General features: G+C 54.8%; 26 protein-coding genes and 1 pseudogene. 12 read left to right on the top strand and 15 right to left on the bottom strand.

Going from position 1 to position 25,909, the window contains the following annotated elements:
- Window positions 1-165, top strand: a pseudogene (locus TA5113_RS16730) (molybdopterin molybdenumtransferase MoeA); the annotation flags it as partial.
- A gap of 166 nt (window positions 166-331) precedes the next feature.
- Window positions 332-1,018: a transcriptional repressor LexA gene (lexA, locus tag TA5113_RS15595; RefSeq protein WP_058315950.1), complete on the top strand. Its 687-nt coding sequence runs from the start codon at window positions 332-334 to the stop codon at window positions 1,016-1,018.
- On the opposite strand, the gene TA5113_RS15600 is transcribed toward lexA, so the two are convergent.
- A complete protein-coding gene (locus TA5113_RS15600; RefSeq protein ID WP_058315949.1) occupies window positions 1,012-3,057 on the bottom strand; it encodes a ComEC/Rec2 family competence protein in 2,046 nt (681 codons plus the stop codon). The two genes, lexA and TA5113_RS15600, sit on opposite strands and share 7 nt — an antisense overlap.
- Before the next feature lie 79 nt (window positions 3,058-3,136).
- Between TA5113_RS15600 and gltX the strand changes: the two genes are divergently transcribed.
- From gltX to TA5113_RS15615, 3 genes are all read left to right on the top strand, one after another.
- A complete protein-coding gene (gltX, locus tag TA5113_RS15605; protein WP_058315948.1) occupies window positions 3,137-4,543 on the top strand; it encodes a glutamate--tRNA ligase in 1,407 nt (468 codons plus the stop codon).
- A 76-nt stretch (window positions 4,544-4,619) separates the two neighbouring features.
- On the top strand, window positions 4,620-5,915 hold the full coding sequence (gene gltA, locus TA5113_RS15610) for a citrate synthase (RefSeq protein ID WP_058315947.1): 1,296 nt from the start codon (window positions 4,620-4,622) through the stop codon (window positions 5,913-5,915).
- A 119-nt stretch (window positions 5,916-6,034) separates the two neighbouring features.
- On the top strand, window positions 6,035-6,907 hold the full coding sequence (locus tag TA5113_RS15615; RefSeq protein WP_058315946.1) for an alpha/beta fold hydrolase: 873 nt from the start codon (window positions 6,035-6,037) through the stop codon (window positions 6,905-6,907).
- An 11-nt stretch (window positions 6,908-6,918) separates the two neighbouring features.
- Here TA5113_RS15615 and TA5113_RS15620 read toward each other — a convergent pair whose 3' ends face one another.
- The 9 genes from TA5113_RS15620 to TA5113_RS15660 all read right to left on the bottom strand — a co-directional run bounded on the left by TA5113_RS15620 (window position 6,919) and on the right by TA5113_RS15660 (window position 14,891).
- Entirely contained in the window at window positions 6,919-7,710 is a 792-nt protein-coding gene (locus TA5113_RS15620; protein WP_058315945.1) for an enoyl-CoA hydratase-related protein, read from the bottom strand.
- Between the two features lie 66 nt (window positions 7,711-7,776).
- A complete protein-coding gene (locus TA5113_RS15625) occupies window positions 7,777-8,241 on the bottom strand; it encodes a cytochrome c-type biogenesis protein (protein WP_106387488.1) in 465 nt (154 codons plus the stop codon).
- Window positions 8,238-10,226 (bottom strand): heme lyase CcmF/NrfE family subunit, encoded by a 1,989-nt coding sequence (locus tag TA5113_RS15630; protein ID WP_058315944.1) that lies wholly within the window; start codon window positions 10,224-10,226, stop codon window positions 8,238-8,240. The genes TA5113_RS15625 and TA5113_RS15630 overlap by 4 nt, the downstream gene beginning before the upstream one ends.
- A 74-nt stretch (window positions 10,227-10,300) precedes the next feature.
- Window positions 10,301-10,813, bottom strand: coding sequence for a holin family protein (locus TA5113_RS15635; protein WP_058315943.1), 513 nt, complete (start codon window positions 10,811-10,813; stop codon window positions 10,301-10,303).
- The gene (locus TA5113_RS15640; protein ID WP_058315942.1) at window positions 10,804-11,415 is read right to left on the bottom strand and encodes a holin-associated N-acetylmuramidase; all 612 of its coding nucleotides are present in this window, start codon (window positions 11,413-11,415) and stop codon (window positions 10,804-10,806) included. The genes TA5113_RS15635 and TA5113_RS15640 overlap by 10 nt, the downstream gene beginning before the upstream one ends.
- 90 nt (window positions 11,416-11,505) lie before the next feature.
- Window positions 11,506-11,955: a cytochrome c maturation protein CcmE gene (ccmE, locus tag TA5113_RS15645; protein WP_058315941.1), complete on the bottom strand. Its 450-nt coding sequence runs from the start codon at window positions 11,953-11,955 to the stop codon at window positions 11,506-11,508.
- Between the two features lie 55 nt (window positions 11,956-12,010).
- Complete coding sequence (gene argC, locus TA5113_RS15650; RefSeq protein WP_058315940.1) at window positions 12,011-13,039, bottom strand: N-acetyl-gamma-glutamyl-phosphate reductase; 1,029 nt, start codon at window positions 13,037-13,039, stop codon at window positions 12,011-12,013.
- A 130-nt stretch (window positions 13,040-13,169) separates the two neighbouring features.
- A complete protein-coding gene (gene murI / locus TA5113_RS15655) occupies window positions 13,170-13,982 on the bottom strand; it encodes a glutamate racemase (protein ID WP_058315939.1) in 813 nt (270 codons plus the stop codon).
- A 48-nt stretch (window positions 13,983-14,030) separates the two neighbouring features.
- The gene (locus TA5113_RS15660; protein ID WP_058316149.1) at window positions 14,031-14,891 is read right to left on the bottom strand and encodes a lysophospholipid acyltransferase family protein; all 861 of its coding nucleotides are present in this window, start codon (window positions 14,889-14,891) and stop codon (window positions 14,031-14,033) included.
- Window positions 14,892-15,218: 327 nt separating this feature from the next.
- Between TA5113_RS15660 and TA5113_RS15665 the strand changes: the two genes are divergently transcribed.
- From TA5113_RS15665 to grxD, 6 genes are all read left to right on the top strand, one after another.
- On the top strand, window positions 15,219-16,121 hold the full coding sequence (locus TA5113_RS15665) for a LysR family transcriptional regulator (RefSeq protein WP_058315938.1): 903 nt from the start codon (window positions 15,219-15,221) through the stop codon (window positions 16,119-16,121).
- Window positions 16,122-16,237: 116 nt separating this feature from the next.
- Window positions 16,238-16,594, top strand: coding sequence for a VOC family protein (locus TA5113_RS15670; RefSeq protein ID WP_058315937.1), 357 nt, complete (start codon window positions 16,238-16,240; stop codon window positions 16,592-16,594).
- Window positions 16,595-16,913: 319 nt separating this feature from the next.
- On the top strand, window positions 16,914-19,073 hold the full coding sequence (purL, locus tag TA5113_RS15675; protein ID WP_058315936.1) for a phosphoribosylformylglycinamidine synthase subunit PurL: 2,160 nt from the start codon (window positions 16,914-16,916) through the stop codon (window positions 19,071-19,073).
- 72 nt (window positions 19,074-19,145) lie between these two features.
- Window positions 19,146-19,601, top strand: a complete 456-nt coding sequence (locus tag TA5113_RS15680) for a hypothetical protein (protein ID WP_058316148.1) — start codon at window positions 19,146-19,148, stop codon at window positions 19,599-19,601.
- A gap of 62 nt (window positions 19,602-19,663) precedes the next feature.
- Window positions 19,664-19,894, top strand: a complete 231-nt coding sequence (locus TA5113_RS15685) for a BolA family protein (RefSeq protein ID WP_058315935.1) — start codon at window positions 19,664-19,666, stop codon at window positions 19,892-19,894.
- A gap of 12 nt (window positions 19,895-19,906) precedes the next feature.
- Window positions 19,907-20,269 (top strand): Grx4 family monothiol glutaredoxin, encoded by a 363-nt coding sequence (gene grxD, locus TA5113_RS15690; protein WP_058315934.1) that lies wholly within the window; start codon window positions 19,907-19,909, stop codon window positions 20,267-20,269.
- Window positions 20,270-20,304: 35 nt separating this feature from the next.
- Here the strand turns inward: grxD and TA5113_RS15695 are convergent, their stop codons facing one another.
- On the bottom strand, window positions 20,305-20,700 hold the full coding sequence (locus tag TA5113_RS15695) for a cell division protein ZapA (protein ID WP_058315933.1): 396 nt from the start codon (window positions 20,698-20,700) through the stop codon (window positions 20,305-20,307).
- Complete coding sequence (locus tag TA5113_RS15700; protein ID WP_058315932.1) at window positions 20,700-21,299, bottom strand: hypothetical protein; 600 nt, start codon at window positions 21,297-21,299, stop codon at window positions 20,700-20,702. The genes TA5113_RS15695 and TA5113_RS15700 overlap by 1 nt, the downstream gene beginning before the upstream one ends.
- 384 nt (window positions 21,300-21,683) lie before the next feature.
- On the opposite strand from TA5113_RS15700, the gene tkt reads away from it, so the two are divergent.
- Window positions 21,684-23,657: a transketolase gene (gene tkt / locus TA5113_RS15705; protein WP_058316147.1), complete on the top strand. Its 1,974-nt coding sequence runs from the start codon at window positions 21,684-21,686 to the stop codon at window positions 23,655-23,657.
- Between the two features lie 121 nt (window positions 23,658-23,778).
- On the opposite strand, the gene TA5113_RS15710 is transcribed toward tkt, so the two are convergent.
- The 3 genes from TA5113_RS15710 to TA5113_RS15720 all read right to left on the bottom strand — a co-directional run bounded on the left by TA5113_RS15710 (window position 23,779) and on the right by TA5113_RS15720 (window position 25,870).
- On the bottom strand, window positions 23,779-24,750 hold the full coding sequence (locus TA5113_RS15710; RefSeq protein ID WP_058315931.1) for a DUF808 domain-containing protein: 972 nt from the start codon (window positions 24,748-24,750) through the stop codon (window positions 23,779-23,781).
- Between the two features lie 90 nt (window positions 24,751-24,840).
- The gene (gene coaD / locus TA5113_RS15715) at window positions 24,841-25,332 is read right to left on the bottom strand and encodes a pantetheine-phosphate adenylyltransferase (protein WP_058315930.1); all 492 of its coding nucleotides are present in this window, start codon (window positions 25,330-25,332) and stop codon (window positions 24,841-24,843) included.
- A gap of 103 nt (window positions 25,333-25,435) precedes the next feature.
- Window positions 25,436-25,870 carry a CBS domain-containing protein gene (locus TA5113_RS15720; protein WP_058315929.1) on the bottom strand — a complete coding sequence of 145 codons (435 nt, stop codon included), beginning with the start codon at window positions 25,868-25,870 and terminating at the stop codon, window positions 25,436-25,438.
- Window positions 25,871-25,909: the final 39 nt, after the last annotated feature.

Consider the following 25,909-nt stretch of genomic DNA (forward strand, 5'->3'; position numbering starts at 1 on the left):
GAGCACTATATGCGCGCGCAACTAACAGACGGCCAGGTCACCGTCTTTGATCGCCAAGACAGCGCGCTGCTCAGCGTGCTTGCGGACGCCAACATCCTCGTAATCCGCCCACCAAATGACCCCGCCCGCAAAACAGGCGAAGTCATGCGCTGCATCACGATCTAGCACCGCACCCTCTGCCTTCTTCTTTGCAAAAATACTCCCGCCGGAGGCATCCTGCCTTTGCGGCGCACGTAACCTTTCGCGGAACAAATCCCAAACACTTGACACAAAACAAGAACACAAATAGAACAAAAGGGAATACCTGCCCGATATAAAATGAGGCGAGCACATGCTGACCAAAAAACAAAAAGACCTTTTGGAGTTCATTCACAAGCGGCTTCAAAAGGACGGCGTCCCGCCCAGCTTTGACGAAATGAAAGATGCGCTGGATCTTCGCTCAAAGTCCGGCATTCATCGATTGATCACCGCTTTGGAAGAGCGCGGCTTTATCCGTCGACTTGCTCACCGTGCCCGCGCGATTGAGATTGTGAAATTGCCCGATGGAATGGCGGCTCCAGGGTTTGAGCCCAAAGTCATTGAAGGCGGCGCAGCAGAGCCCACGCCTGCCGCCCCGACCGCCTCTGCAGCGGCGGCACAGGAACTCGCCGTGATGGGTAAAATCGCCGCCGGTGTCCCGATTGAAGCGATCAGCCATGCCCACAATCACGTTGCCGTACCCGGCCAGATGCTGAAATCCGGCGGCCAGCACTACGCGTTGGAAGTGGAAGGCGACTCCATGATCAATGCAGGGATCAACAACGGCGACATCGTGATCCTGCGCGAGACGGCTACGGCGGATAACGGCGACATCGTCGTGGCGCTGATTGAAGAGGAAGAGGCCACGCTGAAAACATACCGTCGTGTTGGCAGCTCTATCGCGCTTGAAGCGGCAAACCCGGCCTATGAAACCCGCGTCTTTGACGATGACAAGGTGCGTGTCCAAGGACGGCTTGTGGGCCTGATCCGGAATTACTGATTGAGCAATTGTTCGGGTGGCGACCAAAGTCGCTGCCCGCGTTTCTCTGCGACCGTTTCGATCTCGATTCTTTCATCATTCAGCCAGAGCGCCACAGATCCGGTGTGAGAAAGCCTCTCGCGGTCAAAAACCCAGCACTGAAGCTCTTGTTCAAGCATCTGATCACTCACCAGAATTTCGTCAGATGCGCAGCTCTCAAACGCCTGAAATCCACGCTTTCCTTTTAAATGCACCACCGCGTACTGCCCCAGCGACGCGGTGAAAACCGGTCCACTCGCGCTATCGCCACGCGTTGCCGCTTCCGCCTGTGAGGCAGCATCCCCATCATTTTCGAGCCAGGTTCGCGCAACAAAGCCTTGCCCTTTGGGTTTACTCAGCACACGTTGCCCATCCTGCATCACACCAACCAGTTGCCCCTGATCTGAAATCAACACATCAGGCCTTTCCGCATGCGTCCAAGCGAGCATCGCGGTGCAAAGGCCAATCGCACCTAAAAACCGCCCGACCCCTTGCCAAAGGATCAGCCAGCACCCGGACAAAGCGATGAGCGGCAGCCCGAAACTTTGGGGCGTGACAACTGGGATGCGCGCACCCTCCAGCGCGCTGACCCAATGGGCCACCCAAAGAATCCATCTCAGCCCCAAACCCATGACTTCCAGCCCCAAAACCTCCCAACCAAACGGAGCGAGAATAGCCGCCAAGACCGCGCCGGGGATTACAATGGTTCCCATGACCGGCACGGCCATCACATTCGCCAATAACCCATAAGCCGCCCATTGATTGAAATGCGCCGCCGCAAAGGGCGCGGTTGCGATCCCCGCAACAAAGGACGACAGTACCAAACTTAACACATTGGTTTGCCAACGTTTCAGACCAACTTCAGGCAAATCCCGGATTTGAGAGAATACAAAAACCAAAGCGGCGGTCGCCGAGAAAGACATTTGGAACCCCGGCGACAAAAGGCTGTAAGGTCTGATGATCATCACGATCAGCGCCGCGATCGCGACGGCCCGCAATGTCAGCGCCCGTCGATCCAAACAGATCGCCACCAAAGTAACCGCTGCCATAATATAGGCCCTTTGCGTCGCGATGCTCGCCCCGGACAACAAGAGGTAACCGGTCGCACCAAACAGAGCAGCCACCGCTGCAAGCTTTTTGACGGGCAATCGCAACGCCAATGGTTGCCACAGTGACAGCCCAAACCGGATCACACCAAACAAGAACGCCGCCAAAAGCCCCATATGCAGACCTGAAATCGCAAGTAGATGAGCGAGATTTGACACACGTAGCGACTGCAAACCTTCTTGCGAAAAAGCGCTGCGATCTCCGGTGGTCACCGCTGCAGCAAACCCACCTACATCACCGCCTAGATAACCGGCGACCCGCGCGGAAATCTGGTATCTGAGCCGATCAATCGCCTTTTCCCCGTCTGGCGGCTTCATCTCCAACACCGGCGTACGGGTATAACCCACAGCCCCAAGCCGCAAAAACCAAGCATGACGTTGAAAATCAAACCCGCGCGGCTCGACCGGCCCATTGGGCGAAGACAAATGCCCGGTCAGCCCCACGAACTGGCCTGGCATGGGATCAAACCAGTCCTGAGCCCCATGCAATGACACGCGCACCCGCGTTGGGCTTTCCTCAAATGGGACATCAGACAAGAGCACCTCATCCAATGTCAGGCGCAGGGCGTGTGAGCCTGAGCGGTCAATATCAACCACCCGCCCATAGATCGGCCCATAGTAATGAAATGTTAGTCTCGGCGCTTCATGCCAATGGGCATTCAACGCGGCCCAAGAAAACCCAACACCGCAGGTCATTAAAAAAACCGGGACAACACCAAAAACCGCGCGAAAACCCAGCGCAAGGATCACGCCAATCATCGAACAGGCCAAGCCCGCGAACACCACCCAGACGTTTGGTTCAAATCGCAGCGAGAAATACAGCGCTACACCAACGCCAAAGCCAACAGCGATCCATGGGAACCATGCACCATATTGTTTGTCGATCTGAGAGTTTAGAAAGGCCAAGACGCGCAAGGCTTGTCCTCTTTCCCGGTGGGGGTTAGACAGGCGTCAAAACTATTCCATCCTTGGTTATCGAAAGGTTAAGCCTGTCATGTCCGGCACGGTTGTCACGCGGTTTGCACCATCCCCTACTGGGTTCCTTCATATCGGCGGCGCGCGCACCGCTTTGTTCAATTGGCTCTATGCCCGCGGGCGCGGCGGTAAATTCCTGCTGCGTATTGAGGACACAGACCGGGAACGCTCTACCCCAGAAGCCACCGATGCAATCCTGCAAGGCATGGCGTGGTTGGGGCTGGATCATGACGGCGATATCGTCAGCCAGTTTGAGAACGCAGACCGCCATGCGGAAGTCGCGCTGCAGCTGCTCGCAGAAGGCAAAGCCTATAAGTGCTTCGCGACCCAAGAAGAAATTGCCGCATTCCGTGAGCAAGCGCGTGCAGAAGGCAAATCGACGCTTTATCGCTCCCCTTGGCGGGACGCAGACGCATCAACTCACCCGGATGCCCCTTATGTGGTGCGCATTAAAGCGCCACAGGATGGCCAGACCATCATCAAAGACGAAGTACAGGGCGATGTGACGATCAAGAATGATCAGCTCGATGACATGATCCTGTTACGCTCTGATGGCACGCCTGTGTACATGTTGGCTGTTGTTGTGGATGACCATGATATGGGCGTGACCCATGTGATCCGTGGGGATGACCATCTGAACAACGCTGCCCGTCAAATGCTGGTTTATAACGCCATGGGTTGGGACGTTCCGGTATGGGCCCATATCCCGCTGATTTTTGGACCCGACGGCAAGAAGCTCTCTAAACGTCACGGCGCAACCGGTGCGCAGGAATACCAAGCGATGGGCTATCCTGCGGCAGGGATGCGCAACTATTTGGCGCGGCTTGGCTGGAGCCATGGGGATGACGAGTTCTTTACCGACGCCCAAGCCAAAGAATGGTTCGACTTACCAGGAATTGGCAAAGCGCCAGCGCGATTTGATTTCAAAAAGCTGGAGAACATCTGCGGCCAGCATATTGCCGTCGCAGACGATGCCGCACTGCTGCAAGAGATCGAAGCGTATTTACACGTTAAAGGGGAAAAATCCCTGAATGACGTCAAGTCCGTACTTTTACGGGACGCAATGTACTGCCTCAAAGATCGAGCCAAAACTTTTGGCGAACTCCTTGTAAAAGCTGAATTTGTTCTGGCTGACCGCCCTCTTGTTCCGGATGAGAAAGCCGCAAAAAATCTCGATTCTGTATCCCGTGGTATACTCAATGAATTGACGCCGCAGTTGCAAAATGCTAGCTGGTCGCGTGAAGGGCTCGAGGCGGTCACCAACGCCTTCGCGGAAGCGAAGGAAATCAAATTCGGCAAGATGGCAGGACCGCTCCGCGCGGCACTCGCAGGCCGGGCGGTGACCCCAAGCGTGTTTGATATGATGCTCGTTCTTGGGCGTGATGAAACCATCGCGCGTTTGAACGACGCAGCCGAAGAAACGTAAGACGGAGATCCCTTCGTCTTGCGCACGAACGACTGCCCAGGGCGGTAATCCTGGGCCACGAGAGGAAGGGAATCTTATGACCGACAGCACAAAATCCGCCACACTTACATTGGATGGCGAATCCTACGAGTTGCCGATCTTTTCACCCACCGCAGGTCCAGACGTTCTAGACATCCGCAAACTGTACGCACAGGCGGGTGTCTTTACGTATGATCCGGGTTTCACATCAACCGCGTCTTGTGACTCCACCATCACTTTCATCGATGGCGGTAAAGGCGAGCTGCTGCACCGCGGTTACCCAATCGACCAACTGGCGGGCAAGTCCCACTATCTCGAAGTTTGCTACCTGCTGCTTTACGGCGAACTGCCAAGCGCAACACAGCTGGAAGACTTTGAAACACGCGTGACAAACCACACGATGGTGCATGAGCAAATGCACAACTTCTTCCGTGGTTTCCGTCGTGACGCACACCCAATGGCGACATTGGTGGGTGTGGTTGGCGCGATGTCCGCGTTCTACCACGACTCCACCGATATTTCTGACCCATGGCAGCGTGAAGTGGCTGCGATCCGTCTGATCGCGAAACTGCCAACCATCGCAGCGATGGCCTATAAATACTCTATCGGTCAGCCATTTGTGTATCCACGCAACGATCTGGATTACGCGGCGAACTTCCTGCACATGTGTTTCTCTGTGCCTGCAGAAGACTATGAAGTGAACCCAATCCTGTCCCGCGCGATGGACCGGATTTTCACTCTGCACGCGGACCACGAGCAAAACGCTTCGACCTCTACAGTTCGCCTTGCGTCTTCTTCTGGTGCAAACCCATTTGCATGTATCGCAGCGGGTATCGCTTGCCTTTGGGGCCCTGCCCACGGTGGTGCGAACCAAGCATGTCTGGAAATGCTGAAAGAAATCGGCAGCGTTGATCGCATTCCAGAATTCATTGCACGTGCGAAAGACAAGAACGATCCGTTCCGTCTGATGGGCTTTGGCCACCGGGTCTACAAAAACACCGACCCACGCGCGAAGGTTCTGAAACAATCCGCAGACGAAGTGCTTGAGCTGCTGGGCGTTGACGACAACCCACTGCTTCAGGTCGCAAAAGAGCTGGAACAAACCGCTCTGAACGATCCGTATTTCGTCGAGAAGAAACTCTTCCCGAACGTGGATTTCTATTCCGGTATCATTCTGGAAGCGATGGGTTTCCCAACCTCGATGTTCACACCGATCTTCGCCCTGTCCCGCACAGTTGGTTGGATCTCTCAGTGGAAAGAGATGATCGGCGATCCACAAAACAAAATTGGCCGTCCGCGTCAGCTGTACCTGGGCGAAACCGAACGCGATTACGTGGATATCGAAAACCGCTAATTGGTTCGAAAAACATTCTAAAAGCCGCTCCTTTGGGGCGGCTTTTTTTATTGCCAACACGACGGAATCTAGCTGAAGCTATGGGTTTAAGAACGACGTGAAACTTTGGATGACATGTAATGTTTGATAGATTTGAGAGCATTATGGTTGGGGTCGAAACGGCAACAATCCATGCTAAAATCGGTGGCGAAGGCGCGCCTCTTCTTCTTCTTCATGGGTACCCCCAGACCCACATGATGTGGCATCCATTTGTCGATGAATTGGCCAAAACCCATCGCGTCGTGGTCGCTGATTTGCGTGGTTATGGCGACTCTATTGCGCATGACGCTGATTTCTCATTTCGAGCCATGGCGCGGGATCAGGTTGCTCTCATGAACCATCTTGGGTTTGAGAGTTTTCATGTTATTTCGCATGACCGAGGCTCGCGCACAGCCCATCGCATGGTTCTGGATCATCCAGAAGCGGTGAAATCCATAGTTTTAATGGATATCCTGCCGACCTTAGACGTCTGGCGTACAATGGATGATTGGCTCGCCAAACGGTATTATCATTGGATGTTTCTCGCCCAACCCGGCGACATGCCACAGCGTTTGATCAACGCAGAACCGATCACATTCCTTCACGCAGCCCTGCTCGGCTTGGCAGGCTCAAACGAGATCTTTCATCCCAGAGCCATGGCCGCTTATGAACGGGCGGCACAAAATCCGGACGTCGTGGCCGCATGGTGCGGTGACTATTCTGCAGGTGCCAGCATCGATCTTGAATCTGATCGCGCAGATGAAGGCAAAACTCACGACCTCCCCTGTTTGCTTCTCTGGGGCAGCAAAGGGGCAGTTGATCACCACATGGATCCACTAGAGGCTTGGCGAAAGTGGTTCCCACAAGTGCAGGGTCATGAGTTAGAGGCAGGCCATTTCATTGTTGAAGAAAAGCCTGAAGAGGTTTTGGCTGCTCTTCAGGTTCATCTCAATGCTTTGTGTTTGAAAGGTTAGATACAGAGGCCTTACCGACCTTCATATTTCGCCGGTCGTTTCTCTAGGAACGCCACAACCCCTTCTTGGAAGTCCCGCGTCTTTCCACAAGCGCCTTGCAGCTTCGCTTCTTGTGCCAATTGCGCGTTCAGGTCGTTGTCCCAAGACGCGTGCATTGCCTCTTTGATCCGCGAATAGGCTGCTGTGGGGCCGTTGGCCAAATGCGCTGCGCGGGCTTTCCAGTGGGATTCAAATTCCGCATCCGGAACATGTTCCCAGATCATGCCCCAATCATCCGCTTGTTTGGCACTGATCGTGTCCGCAAAAAGCGCCGCACCCATGGCCTTTGCCATGCCCATTTGCCGTGGCAGCAAGTATGTACCGCCAGCATCTGGCATCAGGCCAATCCGGGTGAAGGCTTGAATAAAGGATGCGCTTTCTGTGGCGATGACCACATCTGCAACCAAGGCAAGGTTCGCCCCTGCCCCAGCGGCGGTGCCGTTGACGGCTGAAATCACCGGAAATGGGCAATCCAAGATCGCGCGGATCATCGGGGTGTATTCATCCCGCAGGGTCCGCTCGATATCCAGCGTCGCTGCGTTCCCGCCGTCACCCAGATCTTGGCCGGAACAGAACGCCTTGTCGGTGCCGGTGATCACCAGAACACGAATGCCCTCTGCATGGCCATGCTGGCCCACGTGACGCACCGCGTGGGTGATCTCTGCACGCATCTGCGCGTTCAGAGCATTCATCTTTTCAGGTCGGTTAAGTGTCAGAACCGCCACGCCATCGGTGACAGAGAATGTAATCGCTTGATAGTCCATGGGGGCCCCTTATCGCTTTGCGCTCAAGATAAGGTCATTGTCGGCGCTGTGAAGGGGGACCGGGCGTCAATCCTTTAAGATTTCTGCAAGCCGCGCCTTTTCATCCTCTGACAGCGCATCAACCTTGGCAGGTTTCGCCCGTGAACGGCGGCGCAGGTAATAGCCAGACAGGCCCAAAGCTACTATCAGCATCGCCGGTCCAGCGCCCCATAGCAGCAGGTTGCTGCCGCCAGTTTGTGGCCGAAGCAAAACATATTCGCCATAGCGGTCCACCACGAACGCAACCACTTCGGCATTGCTATCGCCGGCCTCAAGGCGCTCGCGCACCAGCAGGCGCAGATCCTTTGCTATTCCAGCATTGCTTTCATCGATGCTTTCATTTCGACAAACAAGGCAGCGCAGGTTCTTTGAAATAATCCGCGCGCGGGTCTCCATCGCGGGATCATCCATGATCTCGCTTGGCTCAACCGCCGCGACTGGAGAAAAGAGCAAGCCAGACAGCACCGTTGCGATGATCAGCAGGCGTTTCATTCTGCGGGCACCCCATCGGTTTTCTTAGGCGTCTTACGCGCCCCGGCTGCGACGCGATAGCGGCGGTCGGTTAGGCTCAGCAAGCCCCCGAAAGCCATCATTGCACAGCCAAACCAAATCCAATTGGTGAAGGGTTTGATATAGGTGCGGACTGTGTGGCCGCCGTTGCTTTGCGCATCTCCAATGACAACGTAAAGATCGCGAAGCGCGCGATAGTCAATCGCCGCCTCTGTCGTTGGCATGCCCGCAACCGGGTAGACGCGTTTTTCAGGATGAAGCACGGTCACAAGACGACCTTTCCGGGAAATCTCGATGTCCGCCATGGTCGAGAGGTAATTCGGGCCTTGCGTGTCTTGCACCTGTTTCAGCGTGATCTCGTAGCCACCAACCGCAAAAGGTTCATCAATCTGCGCGACACGGATGTCTTCCACTTCCCACGCCATCAGACCAGCGATGGCAAACATGGTCACCCCCAGCCCTGCATGGGCGGTAAGCTTACCCCAATCAGCGCGTGGAAGCCGCGTCAGGCGCGACAGACGCGCGCCAATGGACCCACCACGTCCGGTCCGGCTTAGCACGTCAATCACAGCGCCAACCACGATCCACGCCCCGAGCAAAGCGCCCACAGGACCCAGCAGGGTTTTCTCAGTCTGCACACTCCAGGCAAGCCCCGCAACGGCGACAGCCAAAACTGCAGCAGGCCAAAGTTTCGGCACAACGCGACCCATTGCAGCGCGCTTCCACGGCAGCATCGCACCGATGGGCAGGATCGCCCCCAGTGCCATCATGAATGGCGTAAAGGCGACATTGAAAAAAGGCGGGCCAACGCTGAGCACGCGCTCAAAAAACAGCTCAGACAGCAGCGGCCAGATGGTCCCAATAAAGACCACAAAACAGGCGACGGCGAGGAAGACATTGTTCAGCACCAAGGCGCTTTCGCGGCTGACGACGCCAAACACACCTTTGGCTTCCATGGCACCGGCACGAGCTGCAAACAAAGTAAGAGCCCCGCCCATGTAAACGCCAAGGATCAAAAGGATAAACACTCCGCGTTCGGGGTCATTCGCAAACGCATGCACGGATGTAATGACGCCAGAGCGCACAATGAAAGTGCCAATCAGAGAGAAACCAAAGGCCAAGATCGCCAACAAGATTGTCCAGCTTTTCAGGCTTTCGCGCTTCTCAACCACGATTGCCGAGTGCAACAACGCCGCCGCCAGAAGCCATGGCATAAAGGACGCGTTCTCTACCGGATCCCAGAACCAGAAACCGCCCCAGCCCAGCTCGTAATAAGCCCACCAAGATCCAAGCGCGATGCCGATGGTCAGGAAAATCCAAGCAGCCAAGGTCCAAGGCCGCACCCAACGACCCCAAGCGGCGTCGACACGCCCTTCGATCAGCGCAGCCACTGCGAAGGAAAACGCCATCGAAAGGCCCACATATCCCAAATAAAGAAACGGTGGGTGCAGTGCCAAACCGGGGTCTTGCAGCAATGGGTTCAACCCGCGCCCATCAAAAGGAACGCCCGCGATATCAAGGCGTTCAAACGGGTTGGAGGTGAACAAAATGAATGCGAAGAAGGCAACCGCGATAGCCGATTGCACTGCCAAAGCACGCGCTTTCAGGCCCGGTGGCAGGTTGCCTCCAAACCAAGCAAGGCACGCGCCAAACAGGGTCAGGATCAGCAACCAAAGCAGCATCGACCCTTCGTGGTTGCCCCAAACGCCGCTGATTTTGTAAAGCATCGGCTTAAGCGTATGGGAATTGGCATACACCAACCGCACCGAGAAATCCGAGGTGACAAATGCATGGGTGAGCGCAGCAAATGCCCCAGCCGTCAGAAGAAACTGCGCCGTCGCAGCCGGTTCTGCCATGGCCATCCAGCCAGGCCAGCGTTTCTGCGCCCCGATTAGCGGGATAACTGCCTGAACCACCGCGACCATTGCCGCAAGGATCAGAGCAAAGTGACCTAGCTCATGTATCATGGCCTAGATATACGCCGCGCTTCGCTTAAGGCCAATTCAAATCGGCGTTTTTTGCAAACGCGGATTGTCGCGGACTATTGCGTCTTTCGCCATGCGGTCAGCGCGGCATTTGTTTCATCATCACTGATATCCACTTCGCTTTGGGCTGCCTCACGTAGTCGCGCAATCTGGCCTAAGCTCGCTGCCATAGAGCGTTGAAACTCCTGCCCTTTCATCTGATGACGCGCCCCAAAGTAAAAGCTCACGATCACCCCCAGCAACCACCAAAGCGGCTCCGGCACCAAAGCAATTCCTTGCATGCGCGTAGCAAACCAAACCGGGTCGATCATGGCAGAGACAAAAAGCCCCAGGCACCCCAGCGCCATCATCGGGCGTGGCAATCGGTTCACGGCGTCCATGATCCGGTCAAACAATCCTCGTTGTCCCGGCAAAAACTCCGCTCCAAATTGCGCCATGGTGGCCGCATGGCGCAAATGATCACGTACTGCCGCCCCTTCTGCGTTCTCACGGAACACTTCGGCGGTTTCCGCCACCACGTTACGCCCGCCCCCGAACACCAATTCAAACAGCCGCGCGATCATGCCCATGACGCGGTCCTTTGCTGAAATTCCTGATCCGTCATGTGATAGCGCGCGGACATGAATTCTTCGGCGCGTTTAATCCAACCGCCCTTCCCGCCGCGCCGCGTTCGCGCGTACTTTCGAGAAGCAGGACGTCGATCAGCGATCTTGAAATAATAGTTTCTCCGCGCAATCGCGTAAGCATCCGCCAAATGCGCCGGGGCAAGCGCCGCAGCCGCTTGGCTTGCTTGATTGGTTTGCGGGCCTAACACACCATCTACAGTCACGGATTGGCCCATTTGATTGAGCAACCGTTGTAGGATCTTCACCGCATTGCCGCCTGCATTCACGTACATATCAAAAACGCTCGCCTGCAGCGCTTCTGGCAAGGCCGCGATACCCGGCGTTTGAAAGTAATGTTCGAGATAGATATTGACCGCTTGGTTCTTGGAAATGCGACGCACATCCTGCACATCAACATCCCCGTCGCCATCCAGATCCAAACCCAGCCGACGCAGGGTGCCAAGGGTCACCCCGTATTTCGTGGCCCCACCTAAATCATCAGGATCGTTCACGTAGCCACCCTCGCGGGCCACAATTTCCGAGGCAATTTGCCGGACATCCAACATGCTCTACTCCCCCATTTGTCACGAGAAAGCAGAGTGTGTTTTGTTTAATTTTGGAGAGTTTGTGCGTGCGCTGGACACGCAACAGGCAGGTTATGTGTCAGCATCTGGATCTACATAAACACCCTGTTCTTTCAGCGCATCCATGACTTCTTTGGGCATGTAGGTTTCGTCATGTTTCGCAAGAATTTCAGAGGCTTGAAAGACGTTTCCGATGTACTGACCGGTGCCAATCATACCCTGACCTTCTTCAAACAGATCAGGCAAAACACCGGTGTAAGACACCGCAACAGTTGCCCCACCGTCGGTCACATTGAAGGTCACGGTCTCCCCTTGGCCACGGATCAAGCTGCCCGCCTCCACAAGACCACCCAAGCGGAATTTCTCATCAGAGGCTGGCGGCTCGGCCACCACCTCAGACGGAGAACGGAAATAGTTAATCCCGTCGCGCAAAGCGTATCCGATCAATGCCGTGGACAACACCAAAGCCACCGCGGCAACGACCACGATCTGGATACGTCTTTGTTTCTTGAGGCCCTTCATCGCCTCTCCTTTAACTGGCAAAGGCAGCGCCCTAAGCGCCGCGCTTGGCTAAAACTTATGGGAAACAAGGGGCAAGCATCAGCCCGGCATTTTCCTCTTCTCCCAACATCAGGTTCGCGTTTTGCAACGCTTGCCCGCTGGAGCCTTTGGTCAGGTTATCAAGCGCCGCCGTCACAATGGCCCGGCCCTCGATGCGATCACCGCTGACGCCGATATGGCAGAAGTTGCTGCCCCGTACATGGCGTGTGCTTGGAACCTTGCCGAAAGGCAGAACCTGAATAAACGTTTCATCTGCATAGGTTTTTTGCAACGTGTCATAGATCGCTTGCGCATCACCCTGCACGTAAACAGTCGCCAGAATGCCCCGGTTCGCAGGCACCAAGTGTGGAGTAAACTGCACCTTCACCGGCCGACCCGCAATGGCAGAGAATTCCTGATCAAACTCCCCCAAATGCCGGTGCGTGCCGCCGATGGCATAGGGATGATAGCCTTCGCTAAGCTCCGCATGCAGCAAGTTCTCCTTCAAGGACCGTCCTGCCCCGGAGACTGCACATTTTAGATCCAAAATGATCTGATCCAGATCAATCACGCCAGCTTCAATCAATGGACGCAACGCATATTGGCCCGTCGCAGCGTTACAGCCGGTGCCCGCCACCAGACGTGCGTTTTTAATATCGTCCCGGTAGAACTCGGTCAGACCATAGACAGCCTCTGCCTGACACTCCAAAGCGTCATGCTGACCGCCATACCATTTGACATATTCTTCAGGGTCGCGAAGACGGAAATCTGCCGACAAATCAACGACCTTCACGGATTTCGGCAGCGCCTTAATCACCGATTGGCTGGTCGCGTGCGGTAGTCCGCAGAACACCAAATCGACGTTATCAAAATCGATCTCTTCGATCTTCACCAGATCCGGCAAGGCCAAATGGCGCAAATGCGGGAACACATCTTCATAGGCCATCCCAGCTTTGGAGTTCGCCGCCAATGCAACAATCTCCATAGAGGGATGGGTTGCGATCAACCGCACCAGCTCCGCGCCGGTGTAGCCAGATGCACCAAGAATTGCGATTTTATGGGTCATGTCAGACCTTTCACTACTTACAGGCCAAGATATGTGGCCAAACGGCCAATTAAAGCCGCAAAATGTCACAGTTAAGTGGGGTTTTACGAAGGCAGCCAATGAACTTCAATAGAGCAGCCTTCAATGCGCTTTACGCAGAGATGAACTCGACCCGTCGTCGCAGGAACTGAGTGGCGTGGTCAGACACCCGTTTTGGATCACCGGTGGTCAGGAACATGCTTTCCTGCCCTGGCCCACGCATCGCAGGGTGGCGTTCCAAATAATCCCCAAGGCTTGCGGCAACCAAAGACGCTTGGCTGTACACTTTCACATCCGGGCCAAGCGCGCTTTGGAATGTGTCTTCCATCCAAGGGTAATGGGTACAGCCCAAAATTGCGGCTTCAGGGTTTGGCATCTTGCGTTTCAACGCTTCTACATGGCTGCGCACCAGAGCTTCTGCCAGAATGGTATCGCCATCTTCAATGGCATCCACCACACCGCCGCAGGCCTGCGCCTCAACATCGACACCAATCGCGCGGAACGCCAGTTCCCGCTGAAATGCGCGGCTCGACACCGTGGCCGGCGTTGCAAACAGAGCCACGTGTTTCACAGCCACTTCCCGCGGTGGGCTGTTGTCGCCCCAATTGCGTTCGGTCAGCGCTTCGATGAGCGGCACAAACACCCCAAGCACGCGTTTGTCTTCTGGCAACCAGCTTTCCTGCATCCGCCGAAGGGCAGCCGCACTGGCGGTGTTACAGGCTAAGATCACCAGATCACAGCCCGCATCCCAGAGACGTTCGACGGCGAAAGTGGTTTTTTCAAAGATGTCATCGGCATCGCGCACGCCATATGGCGCATGCGCGTTGTCACCGAAATACACGATTGGCTGATCCGGCATTGCCTTATGAACGGCGTCATACACCGTTAATCCACCCAATCCGCTGTCAAAAATACCAACTGCCATGGCGTCGCCTTTTGTCTACCTGTGGTGTGGGCCGTTTTCTGACCCTTTTTATGCTTTATATTTCTCTTCGAATTCAAACCCATAGGCCGAAGCATCGAGGGGTCTTGGGGATAAATCATAGGTACGGCGCCGCAGGAAGTCCATGAGATGCTTGCGATCCCCTTTGAAGGCGTCAATTTCTGCGCGCTCAATCGGTGAGCCGACAACGATCCGCACGGATGTGCCTACCCTTTTACGGAACTCACGGATCAGAAAACCCATGCGCAATGTGTAGTGCAAGTGGCTTGCCAGCTGGAAAAGCCGCGACGTGGTGCCGTCAAAAAAGATTGGCACGACCTGCGCTTCTGACTTCGCAACCATCTGACCGGTGAATCCGCGCCAGACCGGGTCCATCGGCATGCCAAATGGCTTCACGGCGGTAGAGACTGTGCCACCCGGGAAAATCCCAATGGCCCCACCCTCTTTCAGGTAGTTCAGCGCCACTTTCCGCGTTTCAATATTTTGTTTCAACGCGTCTTTGGTTTCATCAAAGCTAATCGGCAGAATGATCTTGTTCAGATCTTCAGCCTTGCGAAAAACTTGGTGGGCGAGAATGCGGAAGTCGCCGCGCAGCTTGCTCAAAAGGTGCCCCATCACCAAGCCATCCAAAATGCCGTATGGGTGGTTGGCGATCAGCAAAAGTGGGCCTTCGCGTGGGATCAAATCCAGAGATCCGCCAATCACTTCAACCTTCAACCCGTAGCGATCCATCATGATCTGCCAAAAGTCGCCCCCTTGCGCGACTTCTTTCTCGTAGCCGTCGGCGCGTTTGATCAGGCCCAACCGACCGGTGGTGTTCTCCATCAAACGGATCATCTTCTCACCCGCCGAGGTGGACGCAGAATGAGCGTAGCTGATGTCGCGCACCATTGCTCGTTTTGTGGGCTGGATATTCAACGGTTCCACCTTCACCGGACATCTTGGTATTGCAGAGCAAAATATGCGCATCTGAGATTAATTTCAGCCGCTCTTAAGGGGTTTTTTGCGTTTTTCCCAGCTAAAACACCCCACAAGTTGCGCAAAATGCCTCTTGAAGCATCCCCACAGGCAATGACGACACTCTAAATCAAGAAAAGAGAGCCCCAAAGCCACATCCCAAGCGAAAAACCGCAACTGTCCACAAGAAAGTGTGCTTGGATTGTTCCGTTTATTTCTAAATTCTATTATGGGTTTAGGGGTAATTCGAAAGGTGCCGTTATGGACTGGGATAAGCTGAGAATTTTTCACGCTGTGGCCGATGCGGGCAGCCTGACCCATGCGGGCGACACACTGCATTTGTCCCAATCCGCGGTCTCTCGTCAGGTGCGTGCGCTTGAAGAAAGCCTAAACACCACCCTGTTTCACCGCCATGCCCGTGGGTTGATTCTGACCGAACAAGGCGAGCTGTTGTTTGACGCGACACGTTCTATGTCCAAGCGCTTGGACGCCGCTGCCGCGCGTATTCGCGACAGCGAAGAAGAAGTGTTTGGTGAATTGCGCGTCACCACCACGCTTGGCTTTGGCACTCTGTGGTTGGCTCCGCGCCTTCACAAGCTTTATGAACTGCACCCAGATCTCAACATCGACCTGATGCTTGAAGAAAAGGTTCTGGATCTGCCGATGCGTGAGGCTGATGCGGCGATCCGCATGAAAGAGCCAAGCCAAGCGGACCTTATTCGCAAGCGCTTGATGAGCGTACGCATTCGTTTGTTTGCCACACAGAACTACATCGATGAACATGGCATGCCGGAAACCTTGGAAGATCTGGCCAAACACCGTTTGATCTATCAACGCACTGAATCCATTCAGGTCGGCGCAAGTTCATCCCTGACCCATCAACTGCTTGAAACCGAAATCCCATCGCGCCTGATGGTGAACAACTACTTCGGCGTTCTTCAAGCTGTTTTGCATGACCTTGGGATTGGCGTTCTGCCAAATTACGTGGTTGAAGAACATCCAGAGCTGGTGCGCGTGTTGCCTGACATCGAAAGCGAAGACGTGCCGGTCTACCTAGCCTACCCAGAAGAGCTGCGCCATTCCAAGCGCATTCAAGCGTTCCGGGACTTTGTTCAAGACGAGATCGTGGATTACCGCAAGCATCTGCGCGAACTTTCGGCTTAAGTCGCACCTCTGATCCCCCGTCCTGTCAAAGAGTGTCAGGGACCTTTGTTATTCAAATGTCGAGAAACGCGCAGAGTCTGCGCGTTGATTTTTTTAAGTTAACAGAGGGAAAGCTCATGAAACTCGACTACTTCGTTGCGGGCACCAATAATCTGGCCGCTGCGATTGCATTTTACGACCAACTCTTTGAGGGATCCCCAGTCGCAAGCCTCGGCGGCAGCGACCGCATGCATTATTGGGGCAATGAAAACTTTGCCTTTGCGGTTGCAACCCCGTTTGACGAGGCCCCTGCAACTGTCGGAAATGGCATGATGTTTGGCTTTGACATGGGGACTGAAGCAGACGTCACGCGTCTGTATCAGAAAGTGTTGGAATTGGGCGGGACCTGCGAAGGCAAACCCGGGCCGCGCGGGCCACGCTTTACCGCATATGCGCGAGATCTGGACGGCAACAAGCTCTGTTTTCACACCTGAACTACGTTCTGAAACCTACAGCCATGCACCCATTGCATAACGGGTTTGCACCAACGCACCTTGCTCGTTTCAACTCTGCCCACTATTTCATCTCTCGAAGACGGTGATTGCCTTTTAGCGCATCATCTTCATACCTCCCTGTTGGACTAAGGCCGAGCTTATTGCTCGGCCCTTTTTTTTGGAATAAGCGCCCGCGTCCTTCTGGACCTCTATCGAGTCGCTTTAAATAATGCCCTAGACGCATCCGCCCCTTCCCCTTTGGGCAACCATGTCGTAAAGAGCGCGCAAACCAACCTGCGCGCCACTACAGGGGACACATATGCAAGACCCAGAAATCACCGAAGACGTCATTGCGGCACACGGTTTCACACCTGAAGAATACGCCGAAGTGATCAACATTCTGGGTCGCGACCCAACCTTCACCGAGATGGGTATCTTCTCTGCAATGTGGAACGAACACTGTTCCTACAAGTCCTCCAAAAAATGGCTGCGCACCCTGCCGACCGATGGCCCTCAGGTTATTTGTGGTCCGGGCGAAAACGCGGGCATCATCGACATTGGTGATGGCGACGCGGTGGTCTTCAAAATGGAAAGCCACAACCACCCGTCTTATATCGAGCCTTACCAAGGCGCGGCCACCGGTGTTGGCGGCATTCTGCGCGACGTTTTCACCATGGGCGCGCGTCCTATCGCGGCCATGAACTCCCTCTCCTTCGGTGAACCATCCCACCCAAAGACCAAACAGCTGGTGAATGGTGTGGTTGAAGGTGTTGGCGGTTATGGCAACTGTTTCGGCGTTCCGACCGTGGGCGGCGAAGTGCGCTTCCACCCAGCTTATAACGGCAACTGCCTTGTGAACGCCTTCGCGGCGGGATTGGCTAAATCTGACAGCATCTTCTACTCCGCGGCGTCCGGCGTGGGTATGCCGGTTGTTTATTTGGGCGCAAAAACCGGTCGCGACGGCGTTGGCGGCGCAACCATGGCGTCTGCGGAATTTGACGACACCATCGAAGAGAAGCGCCCTACCGTTCAGGTCGGTGACCCGTTCACCGAGAAACGGCTGATGGAAGCAACACTCGAGTTGATGCAAACCGGCGCCGTGATCTCCATCCAGGACATGGGAGCGGCGGGTCTGACCTGCTCCGCAGTGGAAATGGGCGACAAAGGTGGCTTGGGCGTGAAGCTGAACCTTGAAGATGTGCCACAGCGTGAAGAGAACATGACAGCTTACGAGATGATGCTGTCTGAATCCCAAGAGCGCATGCTGATGGTTCTGAAACCAGAACTGGAAGAAGAAGCGCGCGCCGTGTTCGTGAAATGGGATCTGGATTTTGCCATCGTCGGTGAAACCATCGCGGAAGACCGTTTCTTGATCCTGCATAACGGTGAAGTCAAAGCCGACCTGCCATTGTCCAAACTGTCCTCCACTGCACCTGAATATGACCGCCCTTGGGTGGAAACGCCTGCAGCAGAAGAGCTGGCCGAAGTGCCACAAGTGGACGCGATTGACGGGCTAAAAGCCCTGATCTCCTCCCCGAACTATGCGGGTAAGCAATGGGTCTACGATCAGTATGACTCCATGGTGATGGCAGACACCGCGCGCGGTCCGGGCAAAGGCTCTGGCTTGTTGCGTGTGCATGGCACTGACAAAAAGCTGGCCTTCACCTCTGACGTGACACCGCGCTACGTGAAAGCAAACCCGGTTGAGGGCGGCAAACAGGCCGTTGCTGAAGCCTATCGTAACCTGACATCTGTGGGCGCGCTGCCACTAGCAACCACCGACAACCTGAACTTCGGCAACCCGGAAAAGCCTGAAATCATGGGCCAATTCGTGGGTGCGATCAAAGGTATCGGCGAAGCCGTCGCTGCACTGGACATGCCAATCGTTTCCGGCAACGTCAGCCTCTACAACGAAACAGACGGCAAGGGAATCCTACCGACCCCGACGATCGGTGCCGTTGGTTTGGTTGCGGCAGATGAAGAACCAATCGACGGTGAAGTCCGCGAAGGTCATGTGGCCCTTCTGGTGGGCGCAGCTGGCACACATCTAGGTCAATCTGCGCTACTCGCAGAAGTCTTCAACCGCGAAGAAGGCGACGCTCCGACCGTTGATCTGGCGGAAGAGAAGAAAAACGGCGAATTCATCCGCGCAAACCGTGCGTTGATCAAAGCCTGCACCGACATCGCAGATGGCGGCTTGGCATTGGCAGCATTCGAACTGGCGGAAGCAGCGGGTGTTGGGGTTCAGCTCGATAGCGACGTGACAGCAGAGCTCTTTGGCGAAGACCAAGCGCGTTATCTGGTGGCATGTAACTTCGATCAAGCCGAAGCCTTGATGCTGGAAGCAGGCAAAGCGGGTGTAACCATCCAATCCGTTGGTAAGTTCACCGGTGACACCGTTAAGTTCGGCAGCTCTGAAGCACCACTTACAGAACTGGCAGAGATTTTCCGCGGCAGCTTTGCCGCGGCTGTCGCCTAACCTATGGCGGGGGAAGCTTCCCCTTTCCCCGACCTTACGGCTGATTGCTCTCGCTGCGCAGCGATTTGCTGCGTGGCCTATCCGTTCGACGACAACGACGAATTTGGCTTGCTTAAAGCCGCGGATGCCCCCTGCCCGAACCTGTCAAATTCTTGTTTTGACTGCACAATCCACAAGGACCTGGACCGCAAGGGCTTTAAGGGTTGTGTCGCATATTCCTGTGCCGGCGCGGGCCAACGCATTACCCAAGAGCTGTTTGATGGCGAGAACTGGCGCGATGACCCTGACTTGCTGACCCATATGACCTATGCGCTTCGGGTCCTGCGTCCGATTCACGAAGCACTGCTTCTGCTGAAAGAGTCCGAGAAACTGCCGGTCCCTAAGTCTGCTCTGGCCAAAGGCGCCACCCTCACCGCTGCTTTGTGCCCCGAAAACCCAACATCGATTTACGATTTTGAAGACCCTGAGGTGCAAGACGCCTTAGCAGAAGTGCCAAATTACCTGCAGTCTTTGGCCGCATATCTCTAAACCCGCTTGCAGCGGTATAGGGCGCGCCCTAGATTGGTATTCAAACATATACAGGAGCAAAAATGGCCATTCTCGCCTCTGACATCGAAGCTATGATCCGCGCAGGCTTCCCTGACGCCCAAATCACCGTCATGGGCGATGATGGTCAGCATTTTGCCGCTGAAGTGGTGGATGCAAGCTTTAAAGGCATGAGCCGCGTGCAACAGCAGCGCGCCGTGAATGCCACCGTTAAATCCGCCATCGACAGCGGAGAGTTACACGCTTTGGCCCTAACAACCAAAGCCCCGGAGTAAAGGAAACGCGCAATGAGCGACGTAAAAGAACGTATCGACGAAACCGTCAAAGCCAATGACGTAGTGCTTTTCATGAAAGGCACAAAAGAAATGCCGCAATGTGGGTTCTCGTCCCGCGTTGCTGGGGTCTTTAACTACATCGGCCTGGAATTCACTGACATCAACGTGCTGGCAGATGAAGACGTGCGTCAGGGCATCAAAGATTACTCTGACTGGCCAACCATTCCACAGCTTTACGTCAAAGGTGAATTCGTTGGCGGCTGTGACATCGTAACCGAAATGGTTCTGTCCGGTGAGCTTGACACTTTGTTTGACGACAATGGTGTGGCTTACGACAAAGAAATGGCGAATAAAATCCGCGAAGCAAACGCGTAAGTCATTTTAAAGATGTAAGAATTTAAGAGGCGGCCCTAAGAGGTCGCCTTTTCTTCTACTGTGCTTGCTAGAGCTTCAGCGCGCGCGGCCAACTCGCCAAGCGCGTCAGTCACAGAGTTTGGCACCACTGGCACTTCGACCTTCTCAGGCAACGGAAGTGGCGTATTTTTCAAGCTCTCAATTTCTTCCGCCTGCTCTGCAACCTTGGCCTCAAGCTCGCGCATTTTGTCGTCCAAACCGGCAGTTTTGTCCGCTAGCATCAAGCCTGCCATTAAGAGCATCCGCGCCTCTGGAATGCGTCCGATTTGGCTGGTCAAAACACGCGCTTCATCGTCCAGCATCTTGGCTGCAGATTGCAGGAAGTGTTGTTCACCCTCCTGGCATGCCACTTCAAAGGTGCGGCCCCCGATTGTGATATCAACCTCTGGCATCAGACCGCCTCCTCTGTTTCAGCCGCGTCGAAAGTGGGGTCGCCTAAGAGAGGCTGCAGAGTTTTCAGGATCACATCCGTCTCTGCGCGCTCAACCTCATGTGTCGCGCGTAAAGCTTCCAGTTCCGCCTCAAGCGAAGCGTTGATTGCACCAGCATCTACGACATTTTCCGCCGCAGCCTTACGGATCTGAGCGGCATTGTTGCGCATTAGGCGATTGGTTCGACGCAAACGCACGAGGCGACTGTTTAGCCCCTTCCAGGCTTCACGCTCTGCATTTGCCACTGAACGCATATATTCCAGTTCTTCCTCATGGGCGCGGTTCACAGATTCAATATCCGCGCTTTCAGATGGGGCATCAGGCTTAACAGATGTTGCAGCGGCAAGCTCAGCTTCAAGTGCCGCTTTTGCTGTTTTCTCAGCCTCCAGTGCTGTTTCAAGCTCAACAATCCGAGCTGCTTGATCTTGGATAACGCTTTGATCTTCTAAGCTTTCTGAAGATTCTTCAGCAACGGGAGCTGCGTCGAGTTGATCTATGCCTTTCGCAATCCGATCCAACGCCGCTGACAATCTGTTTTCGAGATCTGCAATCTCTGTCATCCCTGCCGTCCTTTCGTCCGTCCCACCTTACTGCGCCGTGCCGTTCACAATATGAACAGTTTCCAACGTCCGATTCGACAAAATGTTTGCGCTATCAATTTTTAAGCAAATCGCATCAAAAAGAAGCGCTACGAATCGAAAGCCGCAGCTTATTTCAACCAGTTTAAACGAGCTTCACTGAAATTGCTCCCCCTTTCATTTCAAAGACTTGCGGACTGCGCTTAATCCTGCCGATCCCACATTCCGTGGAACTCAAACCGATGGTCAGCTTGATATTACGTAGAAGCCTGTTAAAGAGCGGTGACGCACACACAAACCGAAGGACGTTGCCCCGTGGAAAACGCCGACATCGCCGCTTTGAAAGCAAAAAACCCAGACCATTGGATGAAAGCCACCGCGATCCGCGCCCTAGCGCTGGATGCGGTTGCCGCTGCGAATTCCGGTCACACCGGCATGCCAATTGGCATGGCCGACGTGGCAACAGTGCTGTTTGAAAAGCACCTGAAATTTGACGCGGCGAACCCGCAATGGCCAGACCGCGACCGGTTCATCCTGTCCGCAGGTCACGGCTCTATGCTGATCTACGCCCTGCTCTATCTGTCCGGCGACAAGCAAGTCACTTTGGATCAGATCAAGAACTTCCGCCAGCTTGGCGCATTGACAGCGGGCCACCCGGAAAATTTCTTGATCGACGCGGTTGAAACCACCACGGGTCCACTGGGCCAAGGTATTGCGAACTCTGTCGGTTTTGCGATTGCCGAAGAAATCCAGCGCGCTCAATACGGCAAGAAAATCGTTGATCACAACACTTACGTGATCGCGGGCGACGGCTGCTTGATGGAAGGTATCTCTCAAGAAGCAATCGGCATCGCAGGTCGCCACTCTTTGGGCAACCTGATCGTCTTCTGGGACAACAACAACATCACCATCGACGGCACCGTGGAACTGTCTGACAAGACAAACCAGGTTCAGCGCTTCAAAGCATCTGGCTGGCACGTTCAGGAAATCGATGGCCACGATCCAGAACAGATCGACGCAGCGATTACTGCCGCGAAGAAAACCAAAAAACCATCCATGATTGCCTGCAAAACCCACATCGCTCTGGGCCACGCAGCACAAGACACTTCTAAGGGCCACGGCGCACTGACAGATCCAGAGCAGCTGAAAGCGGCCAAGGATACTTGGGGTTGGGATTACGGTTCTTTTGAAATCCCAGCGGACATCAAGGCGCAGTGGGAAGCGATCGGCTCCCGTGGCGCAGCAGAGCGTGAAGCATGGGAAGCGCGTTTTGCCGAAGTTTCAGGCCAAAAACAAAAGCGCTTTAACCGCGCCTATGCAATGGAAGCGCCAAACAAGCTGTCTGCAGTGATCAAAGCGCTGAAGAAAGAAGTCTCGGAAGGTCAGCCAAAAGTGGCCACCCGGAAGTCTTCTGAAATGGCGCTGAAAGTGATCAACGCTGTGATGCCAGAAACCGTTGGCGGCTCTGCGGACCTCACCGGGTCCAACAACACCAAGACCGATGATCTTGGCATGTTCGACACCAACAACCGCAAAGGTCGCTACATCTACTGGGGCATCCGTGAACACGGTATGGCCTCTGCTATGAACGGTATGGCCCTGCACGGTGGCATCCGCCCATATGGCGGTACATTCATGGCCTTCACCGACTACGCGCGCCCTGCGATGCGTCTGGCGGCTCTGATGAAGATCCCAACCGTGTTTGTCATGACCCATGACTCCATCGGTGTTGGCGAAGACGGCCCGACACACCAGCCGGTCGAACACGTGGCGATCTCCCGCGCGACTCCAAACACCTATGTGTTCCGTCCAGCGGATACGGTCGAAACAGCAGAAGCTTGGGAAATCGCGGTGACAACCAAGACAACCCCATCTGTGATGGCCCTGACCCGTCAAGGCCTGCCAACTGTGCGCACAGAGCACAAGCTCAAGAACCTGACCGCACAAGGTGCCTACGTTCTGGCGGACTCCGAAGGCAAACGCGAAGCAATTCTGATCGCAACTGGGTCTGAGGTGGAAATCGCCCTGAAAGCCCGCGACATCCTGCAAGCAGAAGGCATCGGCACACGGGTAGTCTCCATGCCATGTATGGAACTCTTTGCAGAGCAAGACGAAAGCTACCGCCGCAAGGTCCTGCCAGCAGGTCCAGTGCGCGTTGGTATCGAAGTCGGCGTGCGCCAAGGTTGGGATCAGTGGCTCTTAGGTGAGCGCGGCAAGAACGGCAAAGCAGATTTTGTTGGCATGGACAGCTTCGGCGCCTCTGCGCCAGCGGGACAGCTTTACGAGAAGTTCGGCGTCACAGCGGAAAACGTGGCCGAAAAAGTCAAAGCGATGTTCTAAGCATCTCAGCATACCAAACAGCAAGGGCGCCCCAATCGGAGCGCCCTTTTCTTTTCACAAACCCGCATTTCTTCTTTGTACAAATACTCCCGCCGGAGGCATCCAACTTCTCAGCGAAGTCTCACGCTTTCTTAGGCCGCAGCGCGGTCCACACAGGCGCAATCACCCGAGACGCCACGGGGATCAGCACAAAGCCCAAGGCCAAACCAAGGATCCCATCCATGGTCGCGGTGCTCAGCCATTTCACAAAGCCTTCCCAGGCTTCCGGCACCATATGGGCAATTGCGTAGGCCCAGTCATGGATGTGGTGCGCGGGCCAGCCAAAGCCCATCTCTTTCAAAGCATGTACGATAATCGAGCCACCCACCCATAACATCGCCGCGGTTCCAACAATGGTGAGCAATCGCATAAAGCCGGGCATAGCCCGTACGATCCCCCGCCCAAGTGCTTTTGTCAGTCCGAGGCGACCGTTTTTCGCCAACCACAGCCCCACATCATCCGCTTTCACGATCAGGGCGACAGAGCCATAGACCGCAATGGTGATGCCAATCCCAACCATGGCCAAAGTTGCCGCTTCCATCCAGATGTTGCTCTCTGGGATCGCTGCGAGGGCAATGGTCATGATCTCTGCAGACAGAATGAAATCGGTCTTAATCGCGCCGGCCGCCTTCTCTTCTTCCAAATGCGCCGGATCGCCTTCGACCTCGTCTTCTTTAAAGACGTGATGGCCTTCATCGCTGTGAAACAGCGCATGGGCAATCTTTTCAGCGCCTTCAAAACAAAGATACGCGCCGCCCAGCATCAGCAAAGGCGGGATCATCCACGGGGCGAAATTCGCCAGAAGAAGCCCTATGGGCAGAAGGATCAGCAGCTTGTTTTTGAAAGAGCCTTTGGCGATGCGCCAAATGATCGGCAATTCACGCTCTGCACGGAACCCATGCACGTATTTCGGCGTCACAGCCGCATCGTCAATCACAGCGCCCGCTGCTTTGGCCCCTGCCTTAGCGGCATTGACCGCAACATCATCAATGGAGGCCGCCGCCACTTTGGCAATGCCTGCCACATCATCCAACAATGCCAAAAGACCGCTCATATTACCCTCATCGATGCACGCCTTCTTGTAAGGCCTGCACCCAAGATAACCGCCATCGCGATAATGCCAAGGGGAAGTCAGCGGGGGGAATTAACCGAGGCGTGCTTTCAGAGCAGCATTAACGTCAGGTGTTACGAATTTGCTGACATCCCCACCAAGGCGCGCGATCTCTTTAACGAGTTTGCTGGCAATCGCCTGATGCTGCAGATCCGCCATCAGGAACACGGTTTCAATGCTTGCATCAAGCGCGCGGTTCATACCAACCATCTGATATTCATACTCAAAATCCGTCACTGCCCGCAGGCCACGCACAATGGTCTGAGCGCCGACTTCTTTGGCGCAGTCAATCAAGAGGTTTTCAAAAGGATGCGCGACGATTTCAATGCCTGTCTCTTCAGACAGCTTGCTGCATTCCGCCTCAATCATTGCAACGCGCTCTTCCAGTGAGAACAATGGGCCTTTGTCGCGGTTGATCGCCACGCCGATCACCAAACGATCCACCAGAACGGTTGCCCGGCGAATGATGTCCACATGACCCAGTGTGATTGGATCAAAAGTTCCGGGATATAGGCCGATACGCATTCAATTTCTCCAGCTTCCGTTGCGCCGCACGCAACAATATTGCGCTAGGAATTGCAAGCGGTGATACGTCGCATACGGAATACTACGGGACGTCAACCGGATGTCAGCGGCCCATGACCATGCCTTCAAGCGCCTCTTTTTCCAAAGACAGCTCAGAAAGGCGCGCTTTGACCACATCACCCAAAGTGATCAGACCGACCATTTTGTCGTCATCCATGACAGGCATATGCCGAAAACGCCCTTGGGTCATCGTCGCCAAGATATCCACTGCGTCATCCTGCAGTGAGCAGGTGATCAATTCCTTAGTCATGATTGCATCGACGGTTTGGGCCATGCATTCGGGACCCTGAACGGCGATCTCACGAACAATGTCGCGCTCTGACAAAATGCCGTCTGCGGCTTCGCCGTCTGTTGAAATCACAACCGTACCAATATGACGTTCTGCAAGAATTTGCGCCGCATCACGTACCAAAGCTCCGGGCTGGACGGACACCACGTCGTTGTTTCCTTTATCTTTAAGTATTTGCCAGACCAGCAAAGCGAGAAATCTCCTTGAACAATTATTGCGTTCCATAAA

The organism is Cognatishimia activa (genome assembly GCF_001458335.1).
In the GTDB taxonomy this organism is placed as follows: domain Bacteria; phylum Pseudomonadota; class Alphaproteobacteria; order Rhodobacterales; family Rhodobacteraceae; genus Cognatishimia; species Cognatishimia activa.